The following is a 25124-nucleotide window of genomic DNA, read 5'->3' as shown; positions in this document are numbered from 1 at the left end:
GAGGTTTTTCACCTGTTTACAGGCTATTTTGAGTGAACTACAAAAATCCCACCCCGCAGTCCTACCGTGTACACACAAGTATGAAAATAGCTGGAAGAACACAGGTTTTACCCCACCCTAACCCAATACTGTGTAGGTTTTGGAATTTCTTGGTTGAGGTAAGCTGTTCTTGAGCAGGGGGAGAAATGGCGGCTGGCGTTGAGTTTCGCCCCCCTTGCCTCCCCTGCCTCCCCTGCCTCCCCTGCCTTTATAAGGGGGGTAATACGACAAGTGGCAAGGTGAGGTTCCGAGTATTATCCTTAATTGCCCGAACATGATACTACTTAACTTCCACAGCAACTTCCGCAGACATCCCCGGAGTAATCCGCGATTCATACCCTTGAATGCTCTTTTGGTCAAAAATTACTTTGACAGGAATGCGTTGGACAACTTTGGTAAAGTTCCCTGTGGCGTTATCCGGTGGCAATAAAGCAAACTGAGCGCCGGAAGCTGGCGAAAGACTGTCAACACGACCAATAAAGGTGTGATGAGGGAAAGAATCTAGTTTGATTTCTACCGGCTCTCCTGGGCGCATCTTTTCTAATTGAGTTTCTTTAAAGTTTGCAACTACCCAATAGTCGTTATCCACGATCGCCATTAATGGTGTTCCCGATTGGACTCTGTTGCCAATTTCCACGTTTTTCCTACCGACTCGTCCAGCACTGGGAGCGGTAACGTTGACGTAGGATAGTTGCAATTGTGCATCTTTAAGCGATGCTTCAGATTGCGCGATCGCTGCTTTTGCTGCTTCGTATTGACTGCGTTTGACTGTTGTATCTTGTCCGCCAGCAGTCGCTTGTTGCAATCCTCCCTTAGATGCCGCTAATTTAGCTTGGGCGTTGGTGACATTTTCTTGCGCTTGTGCTAGTTGAGATTGGGCTTGGGTGACACCAACTTTGGCGGAGGCTAACTTGGCTTGGGCTTGTTCTACTCCCTGAATGGCAGCATTTTTTTGTGCCGTCGCTACATCATAAGTAGCCTTGGCTGTGTCTAGCTGCTGACGAGGAATCGCTCCTGTTTTATACAACTCGTTGTAGCGATTGTAATCTGTTCGAGCTTTTTCCAAATTCGCATTTGCTTGGGCTACCTGCGCTTGGGCTGCTGGTATGCCCGCTTGGGCTAGTCTAACTTGAGCTTGGGCTGCTGGTATCCCCGCTTGGGCTTCTTGTACTGCTGCTTGGGCTGTAGAAATTGCTGCTACAGCACCGCTAACATCCCCCTGTGCTTGGGTTGTCTTCCCAGTGGTAGTTTGTGAAGTTAAAGCAATATTTGCTTGGGCGGCTTGGGCCTGTCCACGAGCATTTTCTAGGGCTGCTGCTGCTTGTTGTACCTTACTTTCATAGTCGCGTGGATCTAACTTGACTAACAATTGTCCCGGTTGCACCAGTTGGTTATCATTCACAAGCACCTCACTCACTGTTCCAGGAATGCGGCTACTAACTTCGTGAATATTTCCCGCAACTGTGGCATTATCTGTTTCCTGGTGGGTGGAGGCGTATTGCCAATAGTGATAACCAAAAGTACCTGCGGCGATCGCACCCACACCTAATGCTGCCAAAATTAAACCAGTCGGTCTTTTCCGCTTCGGTGAAACTTCTTTCTCGATCTCAGGAGTTACAATCGGTGCTTCTGCTGTTGCGGATGTTTCTGCGGTAACAATTTCTAAAGTCTCTGAATCAGGAATCACTTGTTTTTCTAAAACTGGGGTTTTGTGGCCGTTGCGTCCGTTAAAAGTATTAGCACCCATGATTGTTACCTCTCTTCCTCGTTCAATAATCTGATTGATAATCGTTTATTTAGAATGCGTAGTATTTTTTGAAAAAATCCTATTTCCTTAGTATGCGTAATATTATCTCAAAACAAATCTTGACATCACTTCCCCCGGTCGGGTGATTGTGGGACTATCTTTAGGAGAGGTTAGCGATCGCCCGATTCAAGATTTGGGAAAACACTTCCCGATCGGCAAAGGAAATACCCTCCATTGCTTCATCGCGCACAGCGGCCGCGATCGGCGGTAAAATAGCTTCTAGTTCCTTACCTGCATCTGTTAACCAGATTCGCCAAATGCGGCGATCGTGGGTGTCACGTTCTCGACGCACCAAACCGCGTTCTTCCATCCGATCTAATACGCCTGTTAAAGTCCCTCCCACTTGTTTGAGTTTGTCTCCAATACTAGAAGTCGGTAAACCATCTTCTTGCCACAAACAGCACAACACTAACCAATGAAATGGCGTAAGTCCAAAGGGTTCTAGCCTCTCAGTAAACTTGCGACTGAGCAATTGTGACACCAATTTGATTCTATAGCCCAAATTGTATGGTGCTAGATTTTGTTGCCACGAGTCTAAAGCTGGAGAATGATTAGATGTAGAAACCATTTTAAGGATACTTAGCGTACGTACTATTATCATAACTAAATTCCTTTTTTTTAGCAACTATTTTTCTGCATCTATCTTAGGGAAGAACTTAAATGAAAAATCCCACTGACAAGGGGAATGGGGAGGATGAGGGAGAATTATTTAACAAGTTTCTTCCCCAATTCCCAATACCCGCAACCGGATTATATATGGTTGCGTAAGTGCGTATGCAAAAAGATTTATGTCATTGCGAGCGGAATGAAATGTAGCGAACGCGAACAGCGTCTCCAAGAGTTGCAATCCCAAGGTCTTGGGATTGCTTCATTCCGCTTTGCTCCATTCGCAATGGTAGATGTATATTTAATTTTGCATTACTACTTATATGATAAACTGCGAGGCTCAGATATGAACGCGCACCATGCTAATTCCACAATTACAAAAACTTTTAACAACACCTATTACTCAAAAAAACAGACAAAATAAATCTAGATTGACTGTCATATTTTGGTACGGTCTAAGTCTAACTTTTGCTCTTGCTTATATTCTGACTGGTCTGAGACAAGCTTTCAGCAGTGAATATATCGTCAGCGACGATGCACGGGAATATATTTCTTGGATGTATCGTTACTTTAACCAAGATTTATTTCCTGGGGATTTAATTGCTGATTATTTTCAGTCAGTGACACCAATTGGCTATGGTATTCTTTATAAAATAATTGCGGCTTTAGATATCAATCTAATTTTCTTTAGCAAAGTTTTTCCCATAGTACTGGGACTAATTACAACTAGCTATTGCTTTCTAGTCTCTATGCAGATATTACCAGTGCCAATGGTGGGATTTATCGCATCTTTACTTTTAAATCAAAGCCTTTGCATACATGACGATCTATTTTCTGGTACTCCTAGAGATTTTATTTATCCTCTATTCTTAGCTTTCCTATATTATTTAATAAAATCTTCTAAATTGGGTATATTAACTGTAATTGCACTCCAATCTTTAATATATCCATTAATAGCTTTTATCGATTTATTGATTTTATTTATGAGATTATTTCGCTGGCAGAATGGGCAAATAACTATTTATCAAAGCCGAAAAGATTTTATTTTATTTGCAGCAAGCATTATAGTTGCTGGTATTATAATTTTAACTTATGCCATTCAATCATCACAATTTGGCCCGGCAATTACTGCTGCCGTTGCGAGAACTATGCCAGAGTACTGGCATGGAGGAAGAGTCAGCTATTTTAGTCATAATATTATTAGTTATTGGTTTGATGGTAGAGATAGCGGTTTTTTTGCGTTAATTACACCTTTACAACTATTATTGGGTTTATTATTACCAATAATCCTAAAATTCCAGTCTCACTTTCTCCTAACCAAGCAAATCAAGGATGAAGTCAAATTATTAATGCAGGTAGTAATAGCTAGTTTAATAATGTTTTTTATTGCCCATGCTTTAGCTTTTAAACTGCACTGGCCTAGCCGTTATACCCATCATACTTTTAAGATGGTACTTGCTATTGCCGCAGCAATCTCTATTACCTTGATTTTAGATGCTATATTTCGATGGTCGAGACAAAATGAGAGGCAAATTTTCATCTTGGGGACTATTGTAATCCTTGGTGTAGGACTCATTTTTTACCCTAGTAGCTTAAAAGTTTTTCCCAAAACCCCTTACATAAAGGGTCAAGTCCCAGCATTATATAATTTTTTGCAAAAGCAACCGCAAAATATTGTCATAGCTTCTACTTCCGAAGAAGCCGATAACATACCTATCTTTGCTCAAAGAACAATTTTAGTAGGTAAAGAATATGCTTTACCCATCCATACAAAATATTACGCGCAATTTCGTCAGCGGATGCTTGACCTGATTAATGCCCAATATACTGAAGATATTAACCAGATTAAAGATTTTATCCAAAAATACCACGTAAATTTTTGGTTATTAGAACGTTCTGCATTCCTTCCAGAATATATAACTAACAACACTTGGCTACAACAATATCAGCCAGCAGCAGAACAAGCGAAGGCAAAATTAGAAAAAACTCTACCTATCTTACCCACATTAATTAACTCTTGTAAAGTTTTTGAGAGTGATAATTTAGTCCTTCTCAAAACAGAATGTATTAAACTCGTAACCAAGACTTGAACACAAGTGTTCCCAGAATAAGTTGCACATCGCGTTATGTGTGTTTGTTGAAAAATCCTGGAAATTGCCGCTATTTTCAGAAAAAGTACTTCAAAAGATAGATTTATGCAGTTAAGACCAAATCAACGCCTGAAATTAGACGACAAAGACGATAAGCTGTTTTATGCCTATCCCCGCTTCGTCACCCATGTCGATGAAGGATTTATTCAACAGCTAACAGATTTATATCGCGATCGCCTCAAACCCAACACCCGTATTTTTGATATGATGAGCAGCTGGGTGTCACATCTGCCAGAAGAGATGCAATTTTCCCATGTGGAAGGACACGGACTCAATGGTGAGGAATTAGCACGAAACCCCCGCTTAAATCATTACTTTGTGCAAAATCTCAATGAGAATCCGCAGCTACCTTTACCAAATGAAGATTTTGATGCTGTTCTTAATTGCGTATCTGTGCAGTACATACAATATCCAGAAGCAGTATTTTCGGAAATTTACCGCATCCTGAAACCTGGTGGTGTCGCAATTATCAGCTTTTCTAATCGGATGTTTTTTGAAAAGGCAATTCAAGTTTGGCGGGAGGCTTCAGAAGCACAACGAGTAGAATTAGTCAAAGCCTACTTCGCCTCAGTTCCAGGATTTACAACCGCAGAAGTTATAGCTCATAAGTCAACATTACCGAATTTCTTACAGTGGTTAGGTGCCACTGGAGGAGATCCATTTTATGCTGTCATAGCTTACCGCAATTAAGCCTCGATCTAGTAGTTTATCAAGTCAACAATGCTTAAGTAAACAAAGTTTTAGAATCTTTCTCTCTTTTTCTCTGTGTCGCGCCAGTTGCTTCAAGTCGGGGAACCCGCTCAACGCACTGGCTTCTCTGTGCCTCTGCGGTTCGTTCTTTTACCCTTCAAAGTTAGCTTGACAAAGTACTAGTAGTCTGTCAAGTGTAAATTGATGGGTAAGAAAGTTCGTAGTGAGTTAGCGCAGTCTTGGGGGTTTCCCCAAAGACCGACTAACTTTCCCGTTGGGTCAGGACTTCAGTCCTTATTTTCTAAGCACTAAAGTGCTTACTACAAACCTAGTACTTACGAAAAATTGTCTCAAAAACCTGATTTGTCGTAGCGGTAATTCATGAATTACCGCTACTTCAGAACTTTTTTGCGTAAGTCCTGAAACCTTCAAAACTAGCTTGACAGACTATTGGTGTGTTAGGGAAAATTTGAGCAAGTAGATTTGCTTATATACATCAAACTCTTTATAAGATAATCTGATGAATTATAGCAGGTTTGCCAACCTTCCAAGTCCATTAGTTTGGATATGGTAGATCCTTGCTAAAGTAATAGTTATAAACCCCCAGAACCACAACCCATCTTTCATAGAAATATATGGATTATGATGAAATTATTCAGGGCGAACGATGGGACTCGAACCCACGAATGGTGGTACCACAAACCACTGCCTTAACCACTTGGCTACGCTCGCCATTCAACAATTTGAATTATAGCAATAATTTGGCAAAGGATCAAGAGTTTGTGTTCAAGGAACGGACTCAGTTGATTTGGAGTCTCTGAAATCTAACAATTACAACAAATTTTAGTTGGCAAACATGAAAGCCCTAACCATCATTGCATATACTGGAGCAGCAGCAGGACTAGCCGCCTTGGGTGTGACAATGGCGAAGACTAATCCGAGTCAGGTGGAATATGAAGAATATGCAGTGCAACGGTTAACGAAATACTTAAAAACCGATGTATGTAAAAAAACTACGAATATTCTAGAAAATTTAATCCATTTTAATTGTGAGAAGTTGGTTGACTCAGCTAACCCACAAATGCAAGAAATTATTGCCAGGACTACAGAAAGACAAAACTACATGATTTTTAGCATTTACCGTACAGATTTAAAAATAAATGCTTGGATGCCTTCTTACAAGTTTGAAACAGTGGGAGCTTTTGATCAATTTTATACTTACACTGCCGAAGAACAATAAGGTAAGGAGCAGAAGAATAATATAAATATATTGATAACTTTTTTTAATTTTATTCTTTGTTGTAGGCTCCTTTTTAGCAAGAAAGCGCAGCTATGCTGGGAGTCAGGAGGCTTAGTTGGAATACTGCTCTAGTGTCTTCTGCTGCGACCAAATAGGTAGCAAGATTCCAAATCTCTGCCACAGGTTGGGAGCAATCAGTATAGGTCTGTTACGCGGAGTGTCCCCAAGAGTTGCCTACACACTCATTGCAACATAAGAGCCAACTGAGCCTTCTACCTTCTTGAGGAGGGTTGTATTTCTACTAAACCTCATTTTGTACTGTTCTTAATAAAAAAAGTAAATGTATTTTTTACTTGACTATTACAACAGTCTAACGTATTTTTTAGATTAAATGATTGCAATTGAAAATATGTCTAGCAAACATAAAGCTATTGATCTTCCTAATTTACCTTCACATGAAACAATGGATAAGGGGATACCAGATAGCCAATTATATGAATTAGAAAGTTATAAAAATGTATATTTATCAAATTGCCAGATTGAAGGAACTAAAGGAGTAGATTTTCAGTATGCATACTTTGATAATGTTAAAGCTATAAATACTTACTTTAAAAAGCTGACTCTCCAAGATGTTAGAATTACTAAAAGTGATTTCGCTAATACTGAATGGGAAGAGGCTTCACTTAATAGAGTTGAATTTATTAACTGTAGGTTGCTAGGATTTAAAGCAATAAAGTCCAGGTTAAAAAATGTTATTTTTAAAGGCTGTCAAGGACAATTATCACAATTTAATGCAAGTAAATTTGATAATGCTATTTTTGACAATTGTATCCTTGAAGATTCTACATTTATAGAATCTTCTCTCATTAATGTAAAATTTGTAAATTGCCAAATGAATAATGTTATTCTTACTGATGCTAAGTTTAAAAACACAGATTTCCGAGGTTCTAATATAGAAGGTTTACAAATTAAGATAAGTCAGCTTCAAGGTGCAATTTTAGATGTATTCCAAGCTGCTTATATTCTTCAAAGGTATGCAAATGTAATAGTTAAAGCTGTTGATGAAGAAACAATGGATAATGCATAAAAGTTGAAAGTAAGTTTGTTTACATAATTACCAAACTACTTAATTATAACTGGCTTCATCTTAGATAGGACTTACGCAAACAATATCTAAAACCATAATTCTGTAGTAGGGGCAATTCATGAATTGCCCCTACAGCGTGTCCTTTTGCGTAAGTCCTATTAAAATAAAAATAGTAACTGAGAGTTCAAGCTTTGCCAACGTCATCTGCCTATCTGCTAGTATCCCACGGAAGCCGCGATCGCCGCCCAGAAGTCGCTATGCAGCAACTAGCAAAGCTAGTATGCAAAAAATTGCCAAAGAATCATAACGCATTAAATAGCGAACATTTGGTTGGTATAGCTGCTTTAGAAATGAGTCTTCAGCCTTTACACGAGCAGATTCAACAATTTGCCAAGAGTGCTTTTGGCAATCGCCAACTATTTCAAAAGGACAATTGTCTAAAAATTGTACCGCTATTTCTGCTGCCGGGAGTGCATGTGATGACAGATATTCCCGCCGAAGTAGCGCTAGCACAAAGGACTATTGGTCAAGATGTCATGATTGAGTTGCAGCCACATTTAGGCTCTCACCCCAATTTAGAGAAATTGCTGGCCAAGCAAATAGCTACTATAAAAGCAGAAGTATGGATTCTCTTAGCTCATGGTAGCCGTCGCCCAGGTTCTCAAGAAACTGTAGAAGCAATGGCAACGAATTTATCAGCAGTGGCTGCTTATTGGGCTGGGCCTCCTAGTTTACAATCACGGGTGACAGAGTTGGTAGCTGCTGGTTATAGGGAAATTGCAATTTTGCCATACTTTTTATTTGCTGGTGGAATAACTGATGCGATCGCAGCCTCCATAGAGGAGTTAAAATTACAATTTTCTGCGGTAAATTTCCAATTGGCGCAGCCACTGGGAGCAAGTGCAGAATTAGCCCAGCTAATTTGGGATTTAACAGAATAGATGAACCGCACAGCAAAACAGGAGAACAAGTATTTGGGAAAGGTTTATTTAGTAGGTGCGGGGCCAGGAGATGCAGGGCTTATAACTCTGAAGGCAAAAGGTTTGTTGGAATGTGCAGATGTAGTTATCTATGATGCTTTAGTAAGTCCAGCAATTCTGGCAATGATTAATCCCCAAGCCGAAAAAATTAACGCTGGTAAGCGGGCGGGGAGACATTCGTTGTTGCAATCAGAAACAACTCAATTGCTGATTGAGAAAGCACAGGATAGTGCAATTGTAGTGCGGTTAAAGGGTGGCGATCCATTTATTTTTGGTCGCGGCGGTGAGGAAATGGAAGAATTAGTCAACGCGGGGATATCAACGGAAGTTGTGCCGGGTATCACATCGGGGATTGCGGCTGCGGCTTATGCAGGTATTCCTTTGACTCATCGGCTGTATAGTTCATCTGTGACATTTGTAACTGGTCACGAGGCAGCAGGTAAGTATAGACCGAAAGTGAATTGGAATGCGATCGCACACGGTTCCGAAACCATTGTAATTTATATGGGTATTCACAACCTGCCTTATATCGTGGAACAGTTAAGCACAGCTGGGTTGAATGGAGAAACCCCTATTGCTTTAGTGCGCTGGGGGACGCGCCCAGAACAAGAAGAATTGATTGGGACTTTAGAAACAATTGTAGAGCAGGTAGAGCAAACTGGATTTACTGCACCTGCGATCGCAGTTATTGGACAAGTGGTAAATATGCACAGTATTTTGTCTGCTTGTCGTCCAGTTTGATGGTTTGCGAAAATCTGAGATTCAGTGTTTTCAAGTTTCTCGAATCCAAAATGCCAAACCTCCTGCACGACCGCGAGCCGCAATGAAATCTTCCGTCACTAAAAAGAAGGAAAAGAAGGGTAATTGAGCTATGGACTGGTTGTAGAAGTCTTCTGTTTGAACTTTACCAGAACGGATTGGTCTGTTGTAAACATCACGACCAAACAGATTGATAACCATCTGGTTAAAGTCAAACGCCAATAAATTTTTCTTCCCTGTATATTGCACTGGCCCCCTTAGCTTCAACAACATTGGGCCAAATTCAACCTGATTACAAATTTCGCCCTTGTCTGAATCCCCTTCTAAGATGGCATTGAAAGAAACATGGATTCTGATAAATTTGGGTACATATAAACCCTTGCCTAAAACAATTCCTCCGTGTTCTCTAACTTTCTTAGTACCAGTAGCAAAGCAAAGTTGCCATTTACCTAGAAGAGACTCAAAGGGATAAGTTAAGTGTTGCTGCTTGGCAGATTTTTCTGCTTGTAGCAATGCATCAACTAATATTTCAGCAATAGGTCGCGTATTTCTTTGTCGCCGATATGCAGTTGCAGCCTGGGATAGCACAGGAAGAAAGTCAAATGTTGCTATGGGTGTCAAATTAGCTGTCATAATTTAACTATTTCTTTGCTTTTGTGATAGATTGTACCCTTATTGAGAGTAAAGAGTGCAGAGTCTAGAAGGGGTATTTTCATAGTTATTTGTCAGATTTTTTTGAGATTGAGAGTCTTCCATAAGATAGATTTGCTCCCATAGATAGCTTGTGAGTAGGGTTATGGCGAGCTACGCCACTGTTACCTCCCCTACGAAAGCTCTTGCTAATGACCAAATTCTGTGACAATGGTTAACAATCTGACAATTTATGCAATACGGAAAAGTTAACGCCAAACCTAACTTCCCAATCCTGATAAGATTTGGGAAAGTTCAAAGCCTCTCAAGAGCAGGAAAGAGGAATAGAAGTGAGGTTTTCCAAGTTTTGTGAAAAGTCAGGGTTAACAATCAGCCAGAATCTGAATCTAAGGTACTCATGAGCCAGAGTTCTCAAAACACCCCTTTGCCACGCAAACCTGTTCAATCATATTTTCATTGGTTATACGCTTTCTGGAAATTCTCTCGCCCTCATACGATTATTGGCACAAGTCTGAGTGTGTTGAGTTTATATTTGATCGCTATTGCCATTAGTAATACTACTGATTCTTTCTTCCCTACTCCCCACTCCCTACTGCCCTTATTAGGCGCATGGATTGCTTGTCTATGTGGCAATGTTTACATTGTAGGACTGAATCAATTAGAAGATGTTGATATTGACAAAATTAATAAACCTCATTTGCCGTTAGCATCAGGTGAGTTTTCTCAACAGACGGGGCAATTAATTGTCGCTTCTACAGGGATTTTGGCGCTAGTAGTGGCGTGGCTAACGGGGCCATTCTTATTTGGCATGGTGGCGATTAGTTTGGCTATTGGTACTGCTTATTCTTTACCGCCAATTCGCTTAAAACAGTTTCCCTTTTGGGCGGCGCTGTGTATTTTTTCGGTACGCGGTACGATTGTGAATTTGGGATTATATTTGCATTACAGTTGGGCGTTGAAACAAAGCCAAATAATTCCGCCTGTGGTGTGGGTGCTGACGTTATTTATCTTGGTGTTTACCTTTGCGATCGCAATTTTTAAAGATATCCCCGATATAGAAGGCGATCGCCTCTACAATATTACTACTTTCACGATCAAACTGGGCCCCCAAGCTGTGTTTAATCTAGCTCTTTGGGTGATAACTGTCTGTTATTTAGGGATAATTCTGGTAGGAGTGCTACACATCGCCTCAGTTAACCCCATCTTTCTGGTAATTGCTCATTTAGCGCTGCTGGTTTGGATGTGGTTGCGGAGTTTGACGGTAGACTTACAAGATAAAAGTGCGATCGCTCAATTCTACCAATTTATCTGGAAACTATTTTTTATCGAATATTTGATTTTTCCTATCGCTTGCCTCTTGGCTTAGACAATGCTAGAAACCTTTCCTACCAGTTCTATTATCGCTGCTCTTGTAGTTATTTTGAGTTTGTCAATCCTGGGTTATTTTGCTTGGAAAACTTTGATTACCTCAGACTTGTTTCAAAAAGGAATCAATCTTGCTCAAGCCAAAGATTACCAAGGTGCAGAAGCAGCGTTTCGCAAAGTGATTTCCCTCAACTCTACTAATGATGTAGTACGCTTGTTTTTGGGAGATGTTTTAAACCAGCAAGGGCAAGTAGAGCAAGCAACGGAATTATTCCGAGAAGTGATTCGCCGCAGCCCAAAAAATCCCGATGCTTACTTGCGTCTGGCAAATATTCTCATGCAGCAAGAGCGAGAAGAAGAAGCTAAAACTAACCTGCTACAAGCTAAAGATTTATTGCAAAAACAACGCCAACCGGAAAAAGCTAAAAAAATCACTCACCTATTAGATAAAATGAGTATTAAGTCAAGTCAATCTTAGGTTGAGTAAGAATTGCAGAAATTGAATTTTCCTGTTGCGTCTCCTAATTTTTTTACCATTCCCATCATTAATTATGGTGAGAATGGTTTTATTTTGGAATTATCAGTGTTTGCTGTAATTATGTCCGCAATTTTCGTCAGTTTGACTACTCCCTTCATAGCCCTTAGAATTACACAAGACGTAGGCAAACAATAGCCTAAACCCAATTCCTCGGTACGGACAATTCATGAATTGCCCCTACAGCCGATAGTTTCGCGTAAGTCCTACTAAAATCTAGGCAGCATCCCAATTTTCCAAAAATTCATATTACTGCTGCAAAAACCCTCTACAACTCTCTTACCTTTGTGCCCTTAGCGTCCAACTCTTACGAGACGCTGCGCGATAGCGGTTCATTACCTCATTCTCTTATTCCTATCTTCAAATAGGATAATAGTAAATTTACCATCTGCGAACAAGTTAGGCTAATTTAAAAAAGGTACTTAATAGTAAATTTTATAGATTCAAAATAATCAAGTATTTATGTCAGAAATTATATCAGAATTGTGGACTAATTTTTTTACATCAGGATCATTTATTCCACATGGGCACTGCTACCTATGGCAAACGAATTTAGTTTGGTTGCATATATTATCTGATGCGTTCATTGCACTAGCTTATTATTCGATCCCAGCTACACTATTTTACTTTGTTCGCAAGCGGCAGGATTTGCCATTTGATTGGATATTTCTGCTGTTTATTGCATTTATTGTAGCTTGTGGCACCACTCATCTAATAGAAATTTGGACACTTTGGCATCCCACTTATTGGATATCGGGGTTTGTCAAAGCATTAACTGCCATGATATCTGTAATTACAGCAGTACAACTTGTGTCTCTAGTTCCACAAGCATTAGCACTTCCTAGTCCGGCTCAAATAGAACAAGCAAATCAAGAACTTCAAACACAAATAGCCGAACGCTTACGGGTAGAAAAGGAACTGCGGAAATACCAAAATCATCTAGAAGAAATGGTTGCCGTTCGCACCAATGAAATTACTAAAACCAACGAACAACTACAAAAAGAAATCCTTGAACGCCAACGAATTTTAGAAGTTCTCCGACAAAGTGAAGAACGCTACCGTTATCTAGCTGAGGCAATTCCTCAACTTGTATGGACAACTGATGCTAACGGCGAATGTGATTTTTTTAATCAAAATTGGTGCGAATATACTGGGCTAACATTAGAGCAGTCTTTGGGTTCTGGTTGGTTAGCTGCATTGCATCCAGATGATATCCAAAATGCTGATGAAGTATGGTCTAATGCCGTAAAAAATAGCACTACATATAACAATGAATATCGCTTCAAACGGGCTGCTGATGGTTCCTATCGTTGGCAGCTAGCGCGAGGTTTACCACTTAAAGATGAGCAAGGTGTTGTAGTCAAGTGGTTTGGAACATGTACTGATATTCACGAACAAAAACAAATACTTGAAGAACGGGCACATCTGCTGGAATTAGAACAAATAGCACGAGCGAAAGCAGAAACAGCCAATCGAATTAAAGATGAATTTCTAGCCGTCCTCTCTCACGAATTACGCACTCCATTAAACGCAATTCTAGGCTGGTCAAAATTGTTGCAAACTCGCAGATTAGACCAAGTAAAAATATCAGAAGCACTAGCCACGATCGAGCGGAATGCCACTTTACAAGTTCAACTCATTGAAGACTTATTAGATATCTCCAGAATTTTACAGGGCAAGCTGACACTAAATATTACAAAGATTAACTTACAATCTACGATATTGTCGGCACTAGAGACAATGCGTTTAGCGGCAGAAACAAAGTTGATTGAGGTGAGTACAGTATTTGAACCGAATGTGGGACAAGTGATGGGCGACTCGACTCGTTTACAGCAAGTTGTCTGGAATCTTGTTTCTAACGCCGTCAAATTTACACCCAAGGGAGGAAAGATAGAAGTGCGATTAGAGCAAGCCGATGGTTATGCTCAAATCATAGTTAGCGATACAGGTAAGGGCATTAGCCCTGATTTTTTACCTTATGTATTTGATTATTTCCGCCAAGCAGATAGCACCTCTACAAGAAATTTTGGTGGATTAGGACTGGGGTTAGCAATTGTGCGTAATATCATCGAAATACATGGCGGCATCGTCAAAGCAAAGAGCGAAGGTGAGGGTAAAGGGGCAATATTTACTGTTAGTTTGCCGCTTCTGCCAGATGAAAGCCTAAGCCTAGCTGATGAGAAAAACGACTCTACATTCTTAACTCCTAATTCCTTACCCCTTAGTGGTGTTCGGATTTTAGTTGTGGATGATGATGCTGATTCACGAGATTTCGTTGCTTTTGTATTAGAACAAGACGGGGCTTTTGTCATCGCGGTATCTTCCGCATTAGAAGCATTAGAAAGGCTGGCACAGGTAAAGCTAGATGTATTGGTTAGCGATATTGGTATGCCTGAGATGGATGGCTATATGTTAATACATCAAGTGAGAACTTTGATCCCAGAACAAGGTGGACAAATCCCGGCAATTGCCTTGACTGCCTTTGCTAGAAATGAAGATCGGCAAAAAGCACTAAAAGCTGGGTTTCAGATGCATTTACCTAAGCCTCTTAACCCAGAAGAATTAATTGCGGCTATTGCTCAACTTGTCAAAATCAAAGTATAGCAGGAGGCAGTGGGTAAAAATCAATACAGTTCAGTTAAGCTTCTCTTCCTTCTCTTCCTTTGCGTCCTTTGCGGTTCGTTAAAAAAAGGATTTTAGCCTTAACTGAACCGTATTGGGGTAAAAATAAGTGCGTATGCAAAAATATTTATGTCATTCCGTAGGCGGAGCCTTCCCGTAGGGTACGGAATGAAATGTAGAGAAGCAATCCCAAGACCTTGGGATTGCTTCATTCCGCTTTGCTCCATTCGCAATGACAAATATATATTTAATTTTGCATTACTACTTATTACTATTCTAGGACTTACGCATTGACAGGAAAGATCAGATCCGTCGTAGGGGCAATTCATGAATTGCCCCTACAGCACAAGCCAATTAATCCTAAATTCCCAGTCGTTGGTAAACTTCTTCTAAATGCTGGAGATGCTGCTGGGGGTCGAAACAGACTTCTAGTTCTGCTGGGGACAACTTTTCGGTAACACGAGGATCTTTGCTAATTAAGTCCTGGAAATTACCTCCTGGTTTGTTCCAAGCGACGTGAGCGCTTTCTTGGACGATCGCATAAGCTTCTTCTCGGTTGCTTCCCTTGTCTATTAAGGCAAGTAGCACTTTTTGGCTGAACACAACGCCGCCGTAACAGTTGAGATTTCGTGCCATGTTTTCAGGATAGACCAACAGGTTTTTTACCAAGTCGGTTATTTCTGATAGCATAAAATGCGTCAAAGTACAAGCGTCTGGCAAAATCACCCGTTCTACAGAACTGTGGGAAATATCCCTCTCATGCCAAAGAGCAACGTTTTCTAAGGCTGCACCGGCATGACTTCTGACCAGTCGCGCCATTCCCGTTAGGCGTTCCGAACGGATGGGGTTGCGCTTGTGTGGCATGGCTGAAGAGCCTTTCTGACCTTTGGCGAAAAATTCTTCAACTTCCAGAACGTCTGTTTTTTGCAGATTGCGAATTTCTACAGCAAAACGTTCGATGGATGCGGCTACTAAAGCTAATTGTTGCACGTAGTCGGCGTGGCGATCGCGGGAAATAACCTGTGTTGAGGCTGTATCGGGTTGGAGTCCGAGTTTTTGGCAAGCGATCGCTTCTATACGGGGTTCAACATTGGCATAAGTTCCCACTGCACCGGAAATTTTACCTACAGCAATGGTTTGGTGGAGTATTCTCAAACGTTCTTGGTGTCGTAACACTTCTGCTAACCAACCAGCTAGCTTAAAACCAAAAGTAATTGGTTCGGCATGAATACCGTGCGATCGGCCAGCCATGACTGTATGACGATGTTCCCGTGCTTTTTCGCGAATTACCTGAATCAAGTCTTCCAAACGTTGCAATAATAGATCCAGGCTGGCAACCAATTGCAGTGCTAAAGCTGTATCCAAAACATCCGAACTGGTTAAACCCAGGTGAATGTAGCGTCCAGCATCACCAACATATTCGTTAACATTTGTCAAGAAAGCAATGACATCGTGGCGGACTACAGCCTCAATTTCTAACACCCGTTTGGGGTCAAAATCTGCCTTAGCCTTAATTTCCTCAACCGCCTCAGATGGAATGTAACCTAGTTCAGCTTGAGCTTCACAAACAGCAATTTCGACTTGCAGCCAAGTTTTTAATTTATAGGCTTCACTCCATAGATTAGCCATTTCGGGCAAAGTATAGCGCTCAATCACAATTCGGCACAGAATACAACCGTCATATTTTACAGTCTAATTAATGTAGATCAATTTTTAATGCTGTTTTTGGCTCAGGGACGGAATTAATTTTTGAGTCAAAGGTGATGATGCTAATTCTACCGTCAGCCTCCATATATGCAAACTTCACATCGGCTAAAAATTCCACACCTTGCTGACGTAACTTGCTCATCAACTCATCGTCTGTAATTAACTCTCGTTGCAAATGACGCTGAATCATCCGACCATTTTTTACCAGTAGTAGCGGTGGCTGATTTAGAAAACGTTGGAACTGGGGTATTTTGTAGCCTAACCAGTTCAACAAATAACTCCAAAAAATCACAGTTCCTACTAAGATACCGCCTTCAGTAATCGAGGTATAATTACTTGCCATAGCATTTTGGGCAGCTTCAGCAAATAGCACAACTACGAGTAAATCAGTAATTCCTAGTGTTCCTAGTTGGCGGCTAGGAAGGAAACGTAACACTGAGAACAGTGCTAAATATACCAGCGACCCACGGATAATCAACTCAAAGACGCTGATACTAGGAACAAAGATTGCCTCCCAATCTATAAAAAACCATTTTTCCGTTAGCACTGATTTTATTCCTTCTTCAATTATATATAGAAATCATATTTGATTTGGCGAAAAAACTCAGTTCAACTCAAAAAAGCTTCTTCCCTACTCCCTACTCCCTACCTACGCAAATAATTTCGTAAATCAAATCGGATTGCTATAGTTAGGTTTATTTCTACCGAATTATTTAGTTAAAATCGCTGATTTCTTCTTCTATTTTTTAAGCGTTTGGGCTTTTTGAAAGAGTGGAATAAGCGATTAATTAAGTTAGAAGATAGCTTTTTCTTAGTGGATGATTGTCTCGTTGGAGTCTTATCATTATATTCTGTGTTATCAGATAAAGGGATGGCGTGTTTAGTTGGGGTTATGCCGCTTCCATACCTTCTCGCATAAACTTGGGTAAATTCTGCACCGAAAAAAAGAATCTGTGCGGCATAGTTAACCCAAGCTAAAATTACCACCAGTGAACCAGCAGCACCATAAGCTGAACCAAAACTACCATTACCTAAATATTGTCCTAATAGAAATCTCCCAATCGAGAACAAAAACGAGGTGAGCATAGCTCCAATTAAAACATCACTCCAACCAATTTTGACATCCGGCAGGACTTTAAAAATGAGTCCAAACAGAAATGTAGTGATGGCAAAAGAAATGATGAAATTGACAATCTGCCAGAGGTAATCTACACCTGGTAGCAAGTTGCTAAAGAATGTTACTAATGCTGCTAAAGCCGTACTAATTACCAGAGAAACTAACAGTAAAAAACCAATACCTATGACCATTGCAAAGGACAAAACGCGTAGACGAATGATGTTAGTTACACCACGTCCGGGTTTGGGTTTGACTTCCCAAATCGTGTTCAGGGAATCTTGCAACTCGGTAAATAAACCAGTAGCACCCAATAGCAAAACTACAACACTAATAATGGAAGCGATCGCTCCTGTGTGTGGTTTGTTAGCATTCTGAATAGCTGTTTGGATAAATTCTGCCCCATCTGGCCCGACTAAACCTTGAATTTGTCCGACTATTTGACCCCTTGCCGCCTCTTCTCCAAATACTGCCCCGGCGATCGCAATTACAATAATTAACAGCGGTGCAATCGAAAAAATCGTGTAATAAGCTAACGCTGCCGCTAACCGTGACGCTTTATCCTCACTCCATTCTTTGAATGTCTCTTGGAATAACTTCCAAATCGCCTGCAAATTCATCCAACCAGTCTCCTTCTAAGAGGATATCGCTTACTTCCTGTTATATTTCATACTTATTCTATAAGTGACGACATCCTCCCAAGGGAGTTTGTAAAGCGTCCTTGAGGAGGAATTTAATAGTTTTACTGCATTCTGTCAATTGTCCGATACTGAATTGCTTCCGCTACATGATTGGTTTTGAGCTTTTCGTCTCCCGCTAAATCTGCAATCGTTCGTGCTACTTTGAGAATGCGATCGCTTGCTCTTGCCGATAAGCCTAATTTTCTAATTGCTGCTTCTAATAAATTGCGGCTAGCATCATCTAACTTGCACCATTTCTGGAGATGGCGACTCTGCATGTGGGCATTGCAACGCAGATTTACTTCTCCCTGGAAGCGGGTAATGGCGCGATCGCTTGCTTGTTGAACTCGTTCCCGGACTGATGTTGATGTTTCTCCGGTAGGTTGTTGGGTAATTTCTTCTGGTTTCAAGCGATTCACTGCAACTTGTAAATCAATCCGATCCATCAACGGGCCAGAAAGTTTTGCCCAATATTGATCGCGTTGACGAGGAGAACAAGTACATTGTTGGATGGTATCGCCATAGTATCCGCAAGGACAGGGATTAGTACTCGCTACTAAAGTAAACTGCGCGGGAAACGTTACTGATAGTTTGGTACGGGAAATTGTAACGTAGCCATCTTCTAAAGGCTGACGCAGAAATTCCAGCACATCACGCTTAAATTCCGTGAGTTCATCCAAAAAAAGCACACCTCTGTGAGATAATGAAATTTCCCCAGGACGAGGAAAACTCCCGCCACCAACTAGAGAAGGCCCAGATGCCGAGTGATGGGGACTGCGAAAAGGGCGATCGCGTACCAAAGAACCGCGATTTTTCAATAAACCAGCTACTGAATGAATGCGAGTCACTTCTAAAGATTCAGCAAAACTCAGAGGTGGTAAAATTCCTGGTAAGCGCCGTGCTAACATAGTTTTTCCACTACCAGGCGGCCCGACAAAGATTAAATTGTGCCCACCAGCAGCAGCAATTTCTAAAGCCCGACGCGCATGATTTTGTCCTTTCACCTCATGCAAATCTGCACTAGAGTCAAACAGTGTTGCTGTCTCTACTATAGTATCCATCTCCACAGGTTTGTAACGCTCTGGATTATTTAAAAGATCCACTACATCAGACAGATGTTTGCAGCCGTAAACAGCCAAGTCTTTAACCACAGCCGCTTCTTGGGCATTATCAGCAGGGAGAACTAGACCTGCAATACCCATTTTTTGGGCTGCGGCTGCGATCGGTAAAACACCAGCCACCGGACGCAAGCTGCCATCTAGAGACACTTCACCTAAGAATAGATAATCCCCTAACAAATCAGCGCTAACTTGCTCAGAAGCCGCCAAAATTCCCACACTTATAGGCAAATCGAAACAGGGGCCTTCTTTGCGTAAATCTGCCGGAGTCAAATTGATTACAATTTTCCGCATGGGAAAAGCGAAACCTGCATTTTTCAAAGTTGCTTTGACTCTTTCTCTTGATTCTTGAATCGCTGAATCTGGCAGTCCCAAGACAACAATTCCCGGTAATCCCCCTGAGACATCGACTTCTACGCCTACTTTGACGGCATCGATGCCTACAATTGATGCACTCCAGACTCTGGCAAGCATTTATTCTATAACAGTAAACCTTTCAAATCTCTAGCAGATAATTCGCTATATTGGCATTAGTGAAACCACAGAGACGATTTTTTTATCAAAATAGTTACGTCATTGCTACTACTTGTCATTGCGTTGCCCTTGGCTTTCCCGAACGCGAATAGCGTCTCCGAAGAAGAAGGGTACGGAGTGAAGCAATCACCAGGACTCTGCGTTCGCGAAGCGTGTCCGAAGGACTTATGCTTCACTCCACTTCATTGCGATCGCAATGACATATCGTAAGTAATTTGGCGGACATGATACAGTGCTTCCGGCTATTCTGCAATACAGTTTTCCTCTTGCCCCTCTCCTATCATAGCTTTCAGCTTTGAGGATGTACCTCATATCTGCCGGAAGTGCTGTATCAGTTGTTCAATAGACATCTCCAGAAATTAAATATACGCTATCCACAATCCTTGTAGAGACGTAGCACTGCTACGTCTCTACATTCTTTTTCGGAGATGTCTAATCAAAACTATGCAAAGGAACCAGCGCTCACAAGTTCAGGAGCAGTATTTTTGGCGAACTGGTTCACTGGACGGGGTAAACCGAGATTTTCGCGCAAGGTAGGGCCTTCATACTCAGTACGAAATATTCCCCGGCGTTGCAGTTTGGGAATTACCAAGTCTACGAATTCATCTAAACCCCCAGGCAACCAGGGCGGCATGATGTTGAATCCATCAGCCCCACCATTAACAAACCAATCTTCTAACTGATCCGCAATATATTCTGGTGTTCCGAGAATCGTTCGATGTCCCCGCGCTCCTGCAATCCACAAATACAGTTGCCGGATTGTTAAATTCTCTCTGCGGGCAAGATCGGTAATCAACTGCAAGCGGCTTTTGCCACCGTTAGTATCTGGCAGATCCGGCAGCGGCCCATCTAGGGGATATTGAGATAAATCATGGCCACCCACTAGCCCAGATAGCAACCCTAATCCTACCAGGGGATGAATCAACTCCTGAAGTTGCTCATATTTATCCTTAGCTTCCTGCTCAGTCTTACCAATTACCGGGAATACCCCTGGCATAATTTTGAGATGATCGGGGGAACGTCCGTATTTCGTCAATCTCCCCTTGACGCTGGCGTAGAAAGCTTGAGCTTCTGCCAATGTCTGTTGTGCAGTGAAAATCGCCTCTGCTGTTTGGGCAGCTAAATCCTGTCCAGCCTCGGAAGATCCAGCTTGTACGATTACTGGATACCCCTGTGGTGGACGCGCCACATTCAGCGGGCCGCGTACCGAGAAATATTTACCCTTGTGATGGGGAATATGCAGCTTTTCTGCATCGAAGTAAATACCTGACTCCTTATTGTGGAGGAAAGCATCGTCCTCCCAACTGTCCCAAAGTTTGGTAACAACATCCACAAATTCCCTCGCCCGTTCATAGCGTAGCGAGTGTTCTAGGTGGTTTTCTTGGCTGAAATTCTGCGCTGCGGCTTCAGCAGCAGAGGTGACAAGATTCCATCCAGCACGACCACCGCTGAGATAATCTAGTGATGCAAACTTGCGGGCGAGATGAAAAGGTTCATCATAAGTCGTTGATGATGTCGCCACCAATCCGATATTTTCTGTAACCGCAGACAGAGCCGACAATAAAGTTAAAGGTTCAAAGTGGACACTGAATTGTCCCGAACGGCTAAAAGCCTCAGTCCCTTGCCCTCGATCCCAGACGGCTAAACCATCTGCGAGGAAAAGCATATCAAATTTACCTCGTTCAGCTGTTTGTGCCAGCTGCTTGTAATGTTGGAAGTTTAGACCTCCATCAGCCGGGGTGTTGGGATGTCGCCATGCTGCAACGTGATGACCACTACCGGGTAAAAATGCTCCGAGTTTAAGTTGTTTTTTTGTACTCATGTTTGTATTTGTGAGGGCGTACTTATGATTTTTTCGTTCTCTTGTTTGGAACAAGAAAATGTTAGTTATTAAGACTCTGGTCTTGTTGCTTGGATGGAGGGTAGTTTAGAGAATTCATCGTACCAATTAGCAAGTTTTGGATATTTCTGCCGCCATTGCAAATCAGGAAGACGGATTTCTAATCCAAGTGCAGAGGCGAGGGTTATATGAGCAAGTTTAGGAGTTTGGTCGAGTTTATCTGATATCTTCTCGAAGTAGTCCAAAATTCTCAATGCCCGCTCACGCTCAAACTCGATTACCCCAGGTGATTGCTCATTGTGGGAACGCCTTAACTCCCGTACCCACACAGCAATACCATCTATGAACCCACCACTCATACCTTCAAGTTGCTGTAAAAAGCCATTAGAAATGTCAGAAACTAGTTTGATCTCAGGATTGAAGTGATTCAAATAGACGCAAATTATACGTGTTTCACTCAAAATAAATCCGTCGTCAGTCGTTAGAGTTGGAACTTTACCTGTAGGGTTGTAATTAAGTAGCTCGCTGTTGGGATCTCGTGCAATGACTTTTTGTATTTCGATGCGATTGTACAGATTCAGTTCTATTATTGCTACCCGTGCAATGCGTGCATAGGGTGAGTTAGGTGTATAGAAAAGTTTCATAAAAAAGCGCGATCGTCATTAGGTACTGGATTCAAATGTCTATCGTTTTAACATTTGAAAAAATCTGGTAAATAAATTAGGAAATACCTAAAATATCTTTCAGTGATATTTATTAGTCTGTCAAGCTTAAATTGATGGGTAAGCAAGTTCATAGTAAGGACTTTAGCCCTTATTTTCTAAGCACTAAAGTCCTTACTACAAATCCTCAAAACTAGCTTGACAAAGTACTACTGGTCTATTGCATTAATTTTGTGGTATTCAGATCCCCGACTTCTTCAAGAAGTCGGGGATCTGAACACTACTAACCTCTCAAAACTTTTGGGACAGACTACTACTTTTTACGCGAGTCCCTATTACGCAGTCACCGCCTCACGTCGGTTGTACTGAGAAGCATCTCCCTTGATGACCTCACTTTGTTTACCATCAATGCCAACTGGCAGATCGCCGACAATTGTGACTCGTTGAACGTGGCGGGGCTGATCGCCGTAATCTGCGATCGCATAATGTTGAGTCGCCCGGTTGTCCCAAAAGGCTACGTCACCAACCTGCCAACGCCAACGGACTGTGTTCTCAGGACGTGTAATATATGCTTGCAACAGTCGGAGAATATCATCTGATTCAGTTGTTGATAAGCCACGGAACTGGCGTACAAATCCGCCGATGAATAGCCCGCGCTCCCCAGATTCGGGATGTATGCGTACAACTGGGTGCAGAGTCTCGTATACAGTCGAGGTGAAGACAGCCCGATGAGCTTTGACATCTTCAGGTAGGTCAAATCCAGTTGCATAGTCGTAGGCGTTGCTATGTACTGCCCAAAGTTGATCTGCAAGATTACGTAGATGAGTAGGTAAATCTTCGTATGCAGTCACAGAGTTTGCCCAGACTGTATCGCCACCGGTTGGGGGAATATCAAGCGCTCGTAAGATAGAACCGAGGGGAGGACGGTCTACAAATGTCACATCGGTATGCCAGTTATTAGCGCGGGAAGTGGTGCGCCCATAATTCAGGTCTAAAACTTCTGGGTTTTCTGGAAGCGATGGTACTGTGGGATGGGCTGTAGTGACTTCACCAAAACGACGAGCGAAGGCGACTTGTCCATCAGCATCAAGCTGTTGCTGACCACGGAAAAAGATCACTTTGTATTTGACTAGAGTCTTGCGAATATCACTGATGATGTCATCGCTGAGGTTAGAACTCAGATTAACACCGATGATTTCAGCACCGATACGTCCTGCAACTGGTTTGATATCAAAGTATTGAGAACCCATGTTTTTATCTCCAAGAAATTTATGTTTTTACAATGTAGAGACGCGATTCATCGCGTCTGCTAAACACCAGGAGTAGAGCCGCCATCAACGATAATCTCTGTCCCTGTAATCGATGCAGCTAAATCAGACACCAAAAATAGCGCCAGTGCAGCAATTTCTTCTGGCTGGGCGATTCTTTTTAAAGGAATATTTTGGATATTTTGTGCCTTTACTTGCTCAACAGTGATCCCTTGCGCTTGGGCGTTTTGCCGAGCTAAAGTTTCGGCACGCTCAGTAGCTGTAGCACCAGGTGAGATCGCATTAATGCGAATATTGTACTCGGCTAACTCTTTAGAAATGCCCTTTGTGAAGTTCAGCAAAGCAGCATTGCTTGTACCACCAGCTAGGAAGTTAGGGCGGGGTGTACGTCCTGCACCGCCGACTATATTGACAATCCGGCCATCACCGCGACTTTTTTGATGGGGGACAACGGCTCTAACTAAGCGGATGTAGCCCAATAATTTTAAGTTCCAAGCATCCAAAAATAAATCATCAGTGGATTCCAGGAAAGACCCAGCACGGGCTGAACCAGCGTTATTAATCAAGATATCAATCTGATTAAACTGGGCTAAGGTGGTTGAAACAACTTTTTCAACATCCTCTGCTTTTGTTAAATCAGCGCTGATAGCAATCACTTTTGCCCCTGACGTGGGTAGGGATTGGATGGCAGCTACGGCATTTTCTAGTCTTTCTTGATTGCGGGCTGCGATCGCAACATTCACACCCTCACTATAGAGTGCCTTAGCGGTTGCTAAACCAATTCCCGCACTTCCTCCTGTAACGATCGCTGTTTTACCTGATAGTTTTAGTTCTAAGCTCATACAAACTTACACTCAAAAATGTAATTTACTTGCGAACCAATAATATTGCCGATTGAGAACCTGTATTATGGATATCCAAAATCAATGAATTTTCCTCGGATGTACAACCCAGAAGTATCTTGATTTCTGTATCTCGCTTTTCTAAATCAATACTACAAATAACCGCAGTTACTGTTTGACTAGACAAGCTACCTATCCAGACATCAATATCATTCCCATCTCCAGAGCGAGTACCTTGTAAATATCCATAATCTAACGGATAAATGAAAGATGGATAACGTGGATGTAATGTCCCCTTTGGACGATCTATCTTGAGCTTAGTAACCGCTACAAGCTGATCTAGTTTCAACCAGAAGTCAGCATAATTCGTAATTATCATCCCACTGATAAATCTGCTTAATTGCAACAAGAGGAAAATTATTCTTTCTCTATAAACGAGTGCATGAAAAGAGAATTAATTACGAACTACGAATTATTCTGTCGAGTAGTTGTTGGGCTACGTCAGCTATTTGTGTCCAAGAAGCTTCTAAATCAATGGAAAGACGCAACTGACCTGCTTCTATTAGACTTAAAAGCCATTTTAGACCGACTACGTTAATTATATTTAGCTTAATACTGCAAATCTATCGATTTACCGTATTTTTAGGACATAAGGAGAAAAATATCACAGACAGCCAGAATAATCAAGCATATTACGAAAATATTTTTCATAAATGCTTGCACTCTGACTATGTTGTAAGCTAGTCGCCGTTCATCTTCTACGTGACTCTATGACAGGACTTACACAAAATTATCAAGAATGGTATAGGAATATATTTAAAGACAGAT

At 41.6% G+C, this 25124-nt stretch carries 21 protein-coding genes and 1 tRNA gene; 9 read left to right on the top strand and 13 right to left on the bottom strand.

Going from position 1 to position 25124, the window contains the following annotated elements; translation table 11 throughout:
• Nucleotides 1-319 precede the first annotated feature (319 nt).
• Nucleotides 320-1786 carry an HlyD family secretion protein gene (locus GTQ43_RS14890; protein WP_265273368.1) on the bottom strand — a complete coding sequence of 489 codons (1467 nt, stop codon included), beginning with the start codon at nucleotides 1784-1786 and terminating at the stop codon, nucleotides 320-322.
• A 160-nt stretch (nucleotides 1787-1946) separates the two neighbouring features.
• Nucleotides 1947-2414 carry a MarR family winged helix-turn-helix transcriptional regulator gene (locus GTQ43_RS14885; protein WP_265273367.1) on the bottom strand — a complete coding sequence of 156 codons (468 nt, stop codon included), beginning with the start codon at nucleotides 2412-2414 and terminating at the stop codon, nucleotides 1947-1949.
• Nucleotides 2415-2811: 397 nt separating this feature from the next.
• Here GTQ43_RS14885 and GTQ43_RS14880 point away from each other — a divergent pair, with 397 nt between their 5' ends.
• Together GTQ43_RS14880 and GTQ43_RS14875 are read left to right on the top strand one after the other, a co-directional pair.
• Nucleotides 2812-4542, top strand: coding sequence for a hypothetical protein (locus tag GTQ43_RS14880; RefSeq protein ID WP_265273366.1), 1731 nt, complete (start codon nucleotides 2812-2814; stop codon nucleotides 4540-4542).
• A gap of 105 nt (nucleotides 4543-4647) precedes the next feature.
• Entirely contained in the window at nucleotides 4648-5292 is a 645-nt protein-coding gene (locus tag GTQ43_RS14875) for a class I SAM-dependent methyltransferase (RefSeq protein ID WP_265273365.1), read from the top strand.
• Between the two features lie 659 nt (nucleotides 5293-5951).
• Here the strand turns inward: GTQ43_RS14875 and GTQ43_RS14870 are convergent.
• Nucleotides 5952-6024 (bottom strand) — tRNA-His (locus tag GTQ43_RS14870).
• A 124-nt stretch (nucleotides 6025-6148) separates the two neighbouring features.
• On the opposite strand from GTQ43_RS14870, the gene GTQ43_RS14865 reads away from it, so the two are divergent.
• The 4 genes from GTQ43_RS14865 (at nucleotide 6149) to cobA (ending at nucleotide 9340) form a co-directional block, all read left to right on the top strand.
• On the top strand, nucleotides 6149-6532 hold the full coding sequence (locus tag GTQ43_RS14865; RefSeq protein ID WP_265273364.1) for a DUF4359 domain-containing protein: 384 nt from the start codon (nucleotides 6149-6151) through the stop codon (nucleotides 6530-6532).
• A gap of 391 nt (nucleotides 6533-6923) precedes the next feature.
• Nucleotides 6924-7619: a pentapeptide repeat-containing protein gene (locus GTQ43_RS14860; protein ID WP_265273363.1), complete on the top strand. Its 696-nt coding sequence runs from the start codon at nucleotides 6924-6926 to the stop codon at nucleotides 7617-7619.
• 191 nt (nucleotides 7620-7810) lie between these two features.
• Nucleotides 7811-8560 (top strand): sirohydrochlorin chelatase, encoded by a 750-nt coding sequence (locus GTQ43_RS14855; protein ID WP_265273362.1) that lies wholly within the window; start codon nucleotides 7811-7813, stop codon nucleotides 8558-8560.
• Nucleotides 8561-9340, top strand: a complete 780-nt coding sequence (gene cobA / locus GTQ43_RS14850; protein ID WP_265273361.1) for a uroporphyrinogen-III C-methyltransferase — start codon at nucleotides 8561-8563, stop codon at nucleotides 9338-9340.
• A 30-nt stretch (nucleotides 9341-9370) separates the two neighbouring features.
• Here cobA and GTQ43_RS14845 read toward each other — a convergent pair whose 3' ends face one another.
• Nucleotides 9371-9991, bottom strand: coding sequence for a hypothetical protein (locus GTQ43_RS14845; protein ID WP_265273360.1), 621 nt, complete (start codon nucleotides 9989-9991; stop codon nucleotides 9371-9373).
• A gap of 415 nt (nucleotides 9992-10406) precedes the next feature.
• Here GTQ43_RS14845 and GTQ43_RS14840 point away from each other — a divergent pair, with 415 nt between their 5' ends.
• The 3 genes from GTQ43_RS14840 to GTQ43_RS14830 all read left to right on the top strand — a co-directional run bounded on the left by GTQ43_RS14840 (nucleotide 10407) and on the right by GTQ43_RS14830 (nucleotide 14513).
• Nucleotides 10407-11375, top strand: a complete 969-nt coding sequence (locus GTQ43_RS14840) for a homogentisate phytyltransferase (RefSeq protein WP_265273359.1) — start codon at nucleotides 10407-10409, stop codon at nucleotides 11373-11375.
• 3 nt (nucleotides 11376-11378) lie between these two features.
• Complete coding sequence (locus tag GTQ43_RS14835; RefSeq protein ID WP_265273358.1) at nucleotides 11379-11852, top strand: tetratricopeptide repeat protein; 474 nt, start codon at nucleotides 11379-11381, stop codon at nucleotides 11850-11852.
• Nucleotides 11853-12371: 519 nt separating this feature from the next.
• A complete protein-coding gene (locus tag GTQ43_RS14830; protein WP_265273357.1) occupies nucleotides 12372-14513 on the top strand; it encodes a hybrid sensor histidine kinase/response regulator in 2142 nt (713 codons plus the stop codon).
• A 378-nt stretch (nucleotides 14514-14891) separates the two neighbouring features.
• Here the strand turns inward: GTQ43_RS14830 and purB are convergent, their stop codons facing one another.
• The 9 genes from purB to GTQ43_RS14785 all read right to left on the bottom strand — a co-directional run bounded on the left by purB (nucleotide 14892) and on the right by GTQ43_RS14785 (nucleotide 24675).
• Nucleotides 14892-16187: an adenylosuccinate lyase gene (purB, locus tag GTQ43_RS14825; protein ID WP_265273356.1), complete on the bottom strand. Its 1296-nt coding sequence runs from the start codon at nucleotides 16185-16187 to the stop codon at nucleotides 14892-14894.
• Nucleotides 16188-16227: 40 nt separating this feature from the next.
• The gene (locus GTQ43_RS14820; protein ID WP_265273355.1) at nucleotides 16228-16785 is read right to left on the bottom strand and encodes a DUF421 domain-containing protein; all 558 of its coding nucleotides are present in this window, start codon (nucleotides 16783-16785) and stop codon (nucleotides 16228-16230) included.
• Nucleotides 16786-16955: 170 nt separating this feature from the next.
• Nucleotides 16956-17972: a YihY/virulence factor BrkB family protein gene (locus tag GTQ43_RS14815; protein WP_265273354.1), complete on the bottom strand. Its 1017-nt coding sequence runs from the start codon at nucleotides 17970-17972 to the stop codon at nucleotides 16956-16958.
• Between the two features lie 122 nt (nucleotides 17973-18094).
• Complete coding sequence (locus GTQ43_RS14810; protein WP_265273353.1) at nucleotides 18095-19624, bottom strand: YifB family Mg chelatase-like AAA ATPase; 1530 nt, start codon at nucleotides 19622-19624, stop codon at nucleotides 18095-18097.
• A gap of 502 nt (nucleotides 19625-20126) precedes the next feature.
• Nucleotides 20127-21506, bottom strand: coding sequence for an LLM class flavin-dependent oxidoreductase (locus tag GTQ43_RS14805; protein WP_265273352.1), 1380 nt, complete (start codon nucleotides 21504-21506; stop codon nucleotides 20127-20129).
• Nucleotides 21507-21574: 68 nt separating this feature from the next.
• Complete coding sequence (locus GTQ43_RS14800) at nucleotides 21575-22168, bottom strand: glutathione S-transferase family protein (protein ID WP_265273351.1); 594 nt, start codon at nucleotides 22166-22168, stop codon at nucleotides 21575-21577.
• Nucleotides 22169-22521: 353 nt separating this feature from the next.
• Nucleotides 22522-23436 (bottom strand): TauD/TfdA dioxygenase family protein, encoded by a 915-nt coding sequence (locus GTQ43_RS14795; RefSeq protein ID WP_265273350.1) that lies wholly within the window; start codon nucleotides 23434-23436, stop codon nucleotides 22522-22524.
• Between the two features lie 59 nt (nucleotides 23437-23495).
• Nucleotides 23496-24296: an SDR family oxidoreductase gene (locus tag GTQ43_RS14790; protein ID WP_265273349.1), complete on the bottom strand. Its 801-nt coding sequence runs from the start codon at nucleotides 24294-24296 to the stop codon at nucleotides 23496-23498.
• A 25-nt stretch (nucleotides 24297-24321) separates the two neighbouring features.
• Nucleotides 24322-24675 (bottom strand): hypothetical protein, encoded by a 354-nt coding sequence (locus tag GTQ43_RS14785; protein WP_265273348.1) that lies wholly within the window; start codon nucleotides 24673-24675, stop codon nucleotides 24322-24324.
• Between the last annotated feature and the right edge of the window lie 449 nt (nucleotides 24676-25124).

The organism is Nostoc sp. KVJ3 (assembly GCF_026127265.1).
Lineage (GTDB): Bacteria > Cyanobacteriota > Cyanobacteriia > Cyanobacteriales > Nostocaceae > Nostoc.
This window is presented reverse-complemented; position numbering and strand designations above follow the sequence as displayed.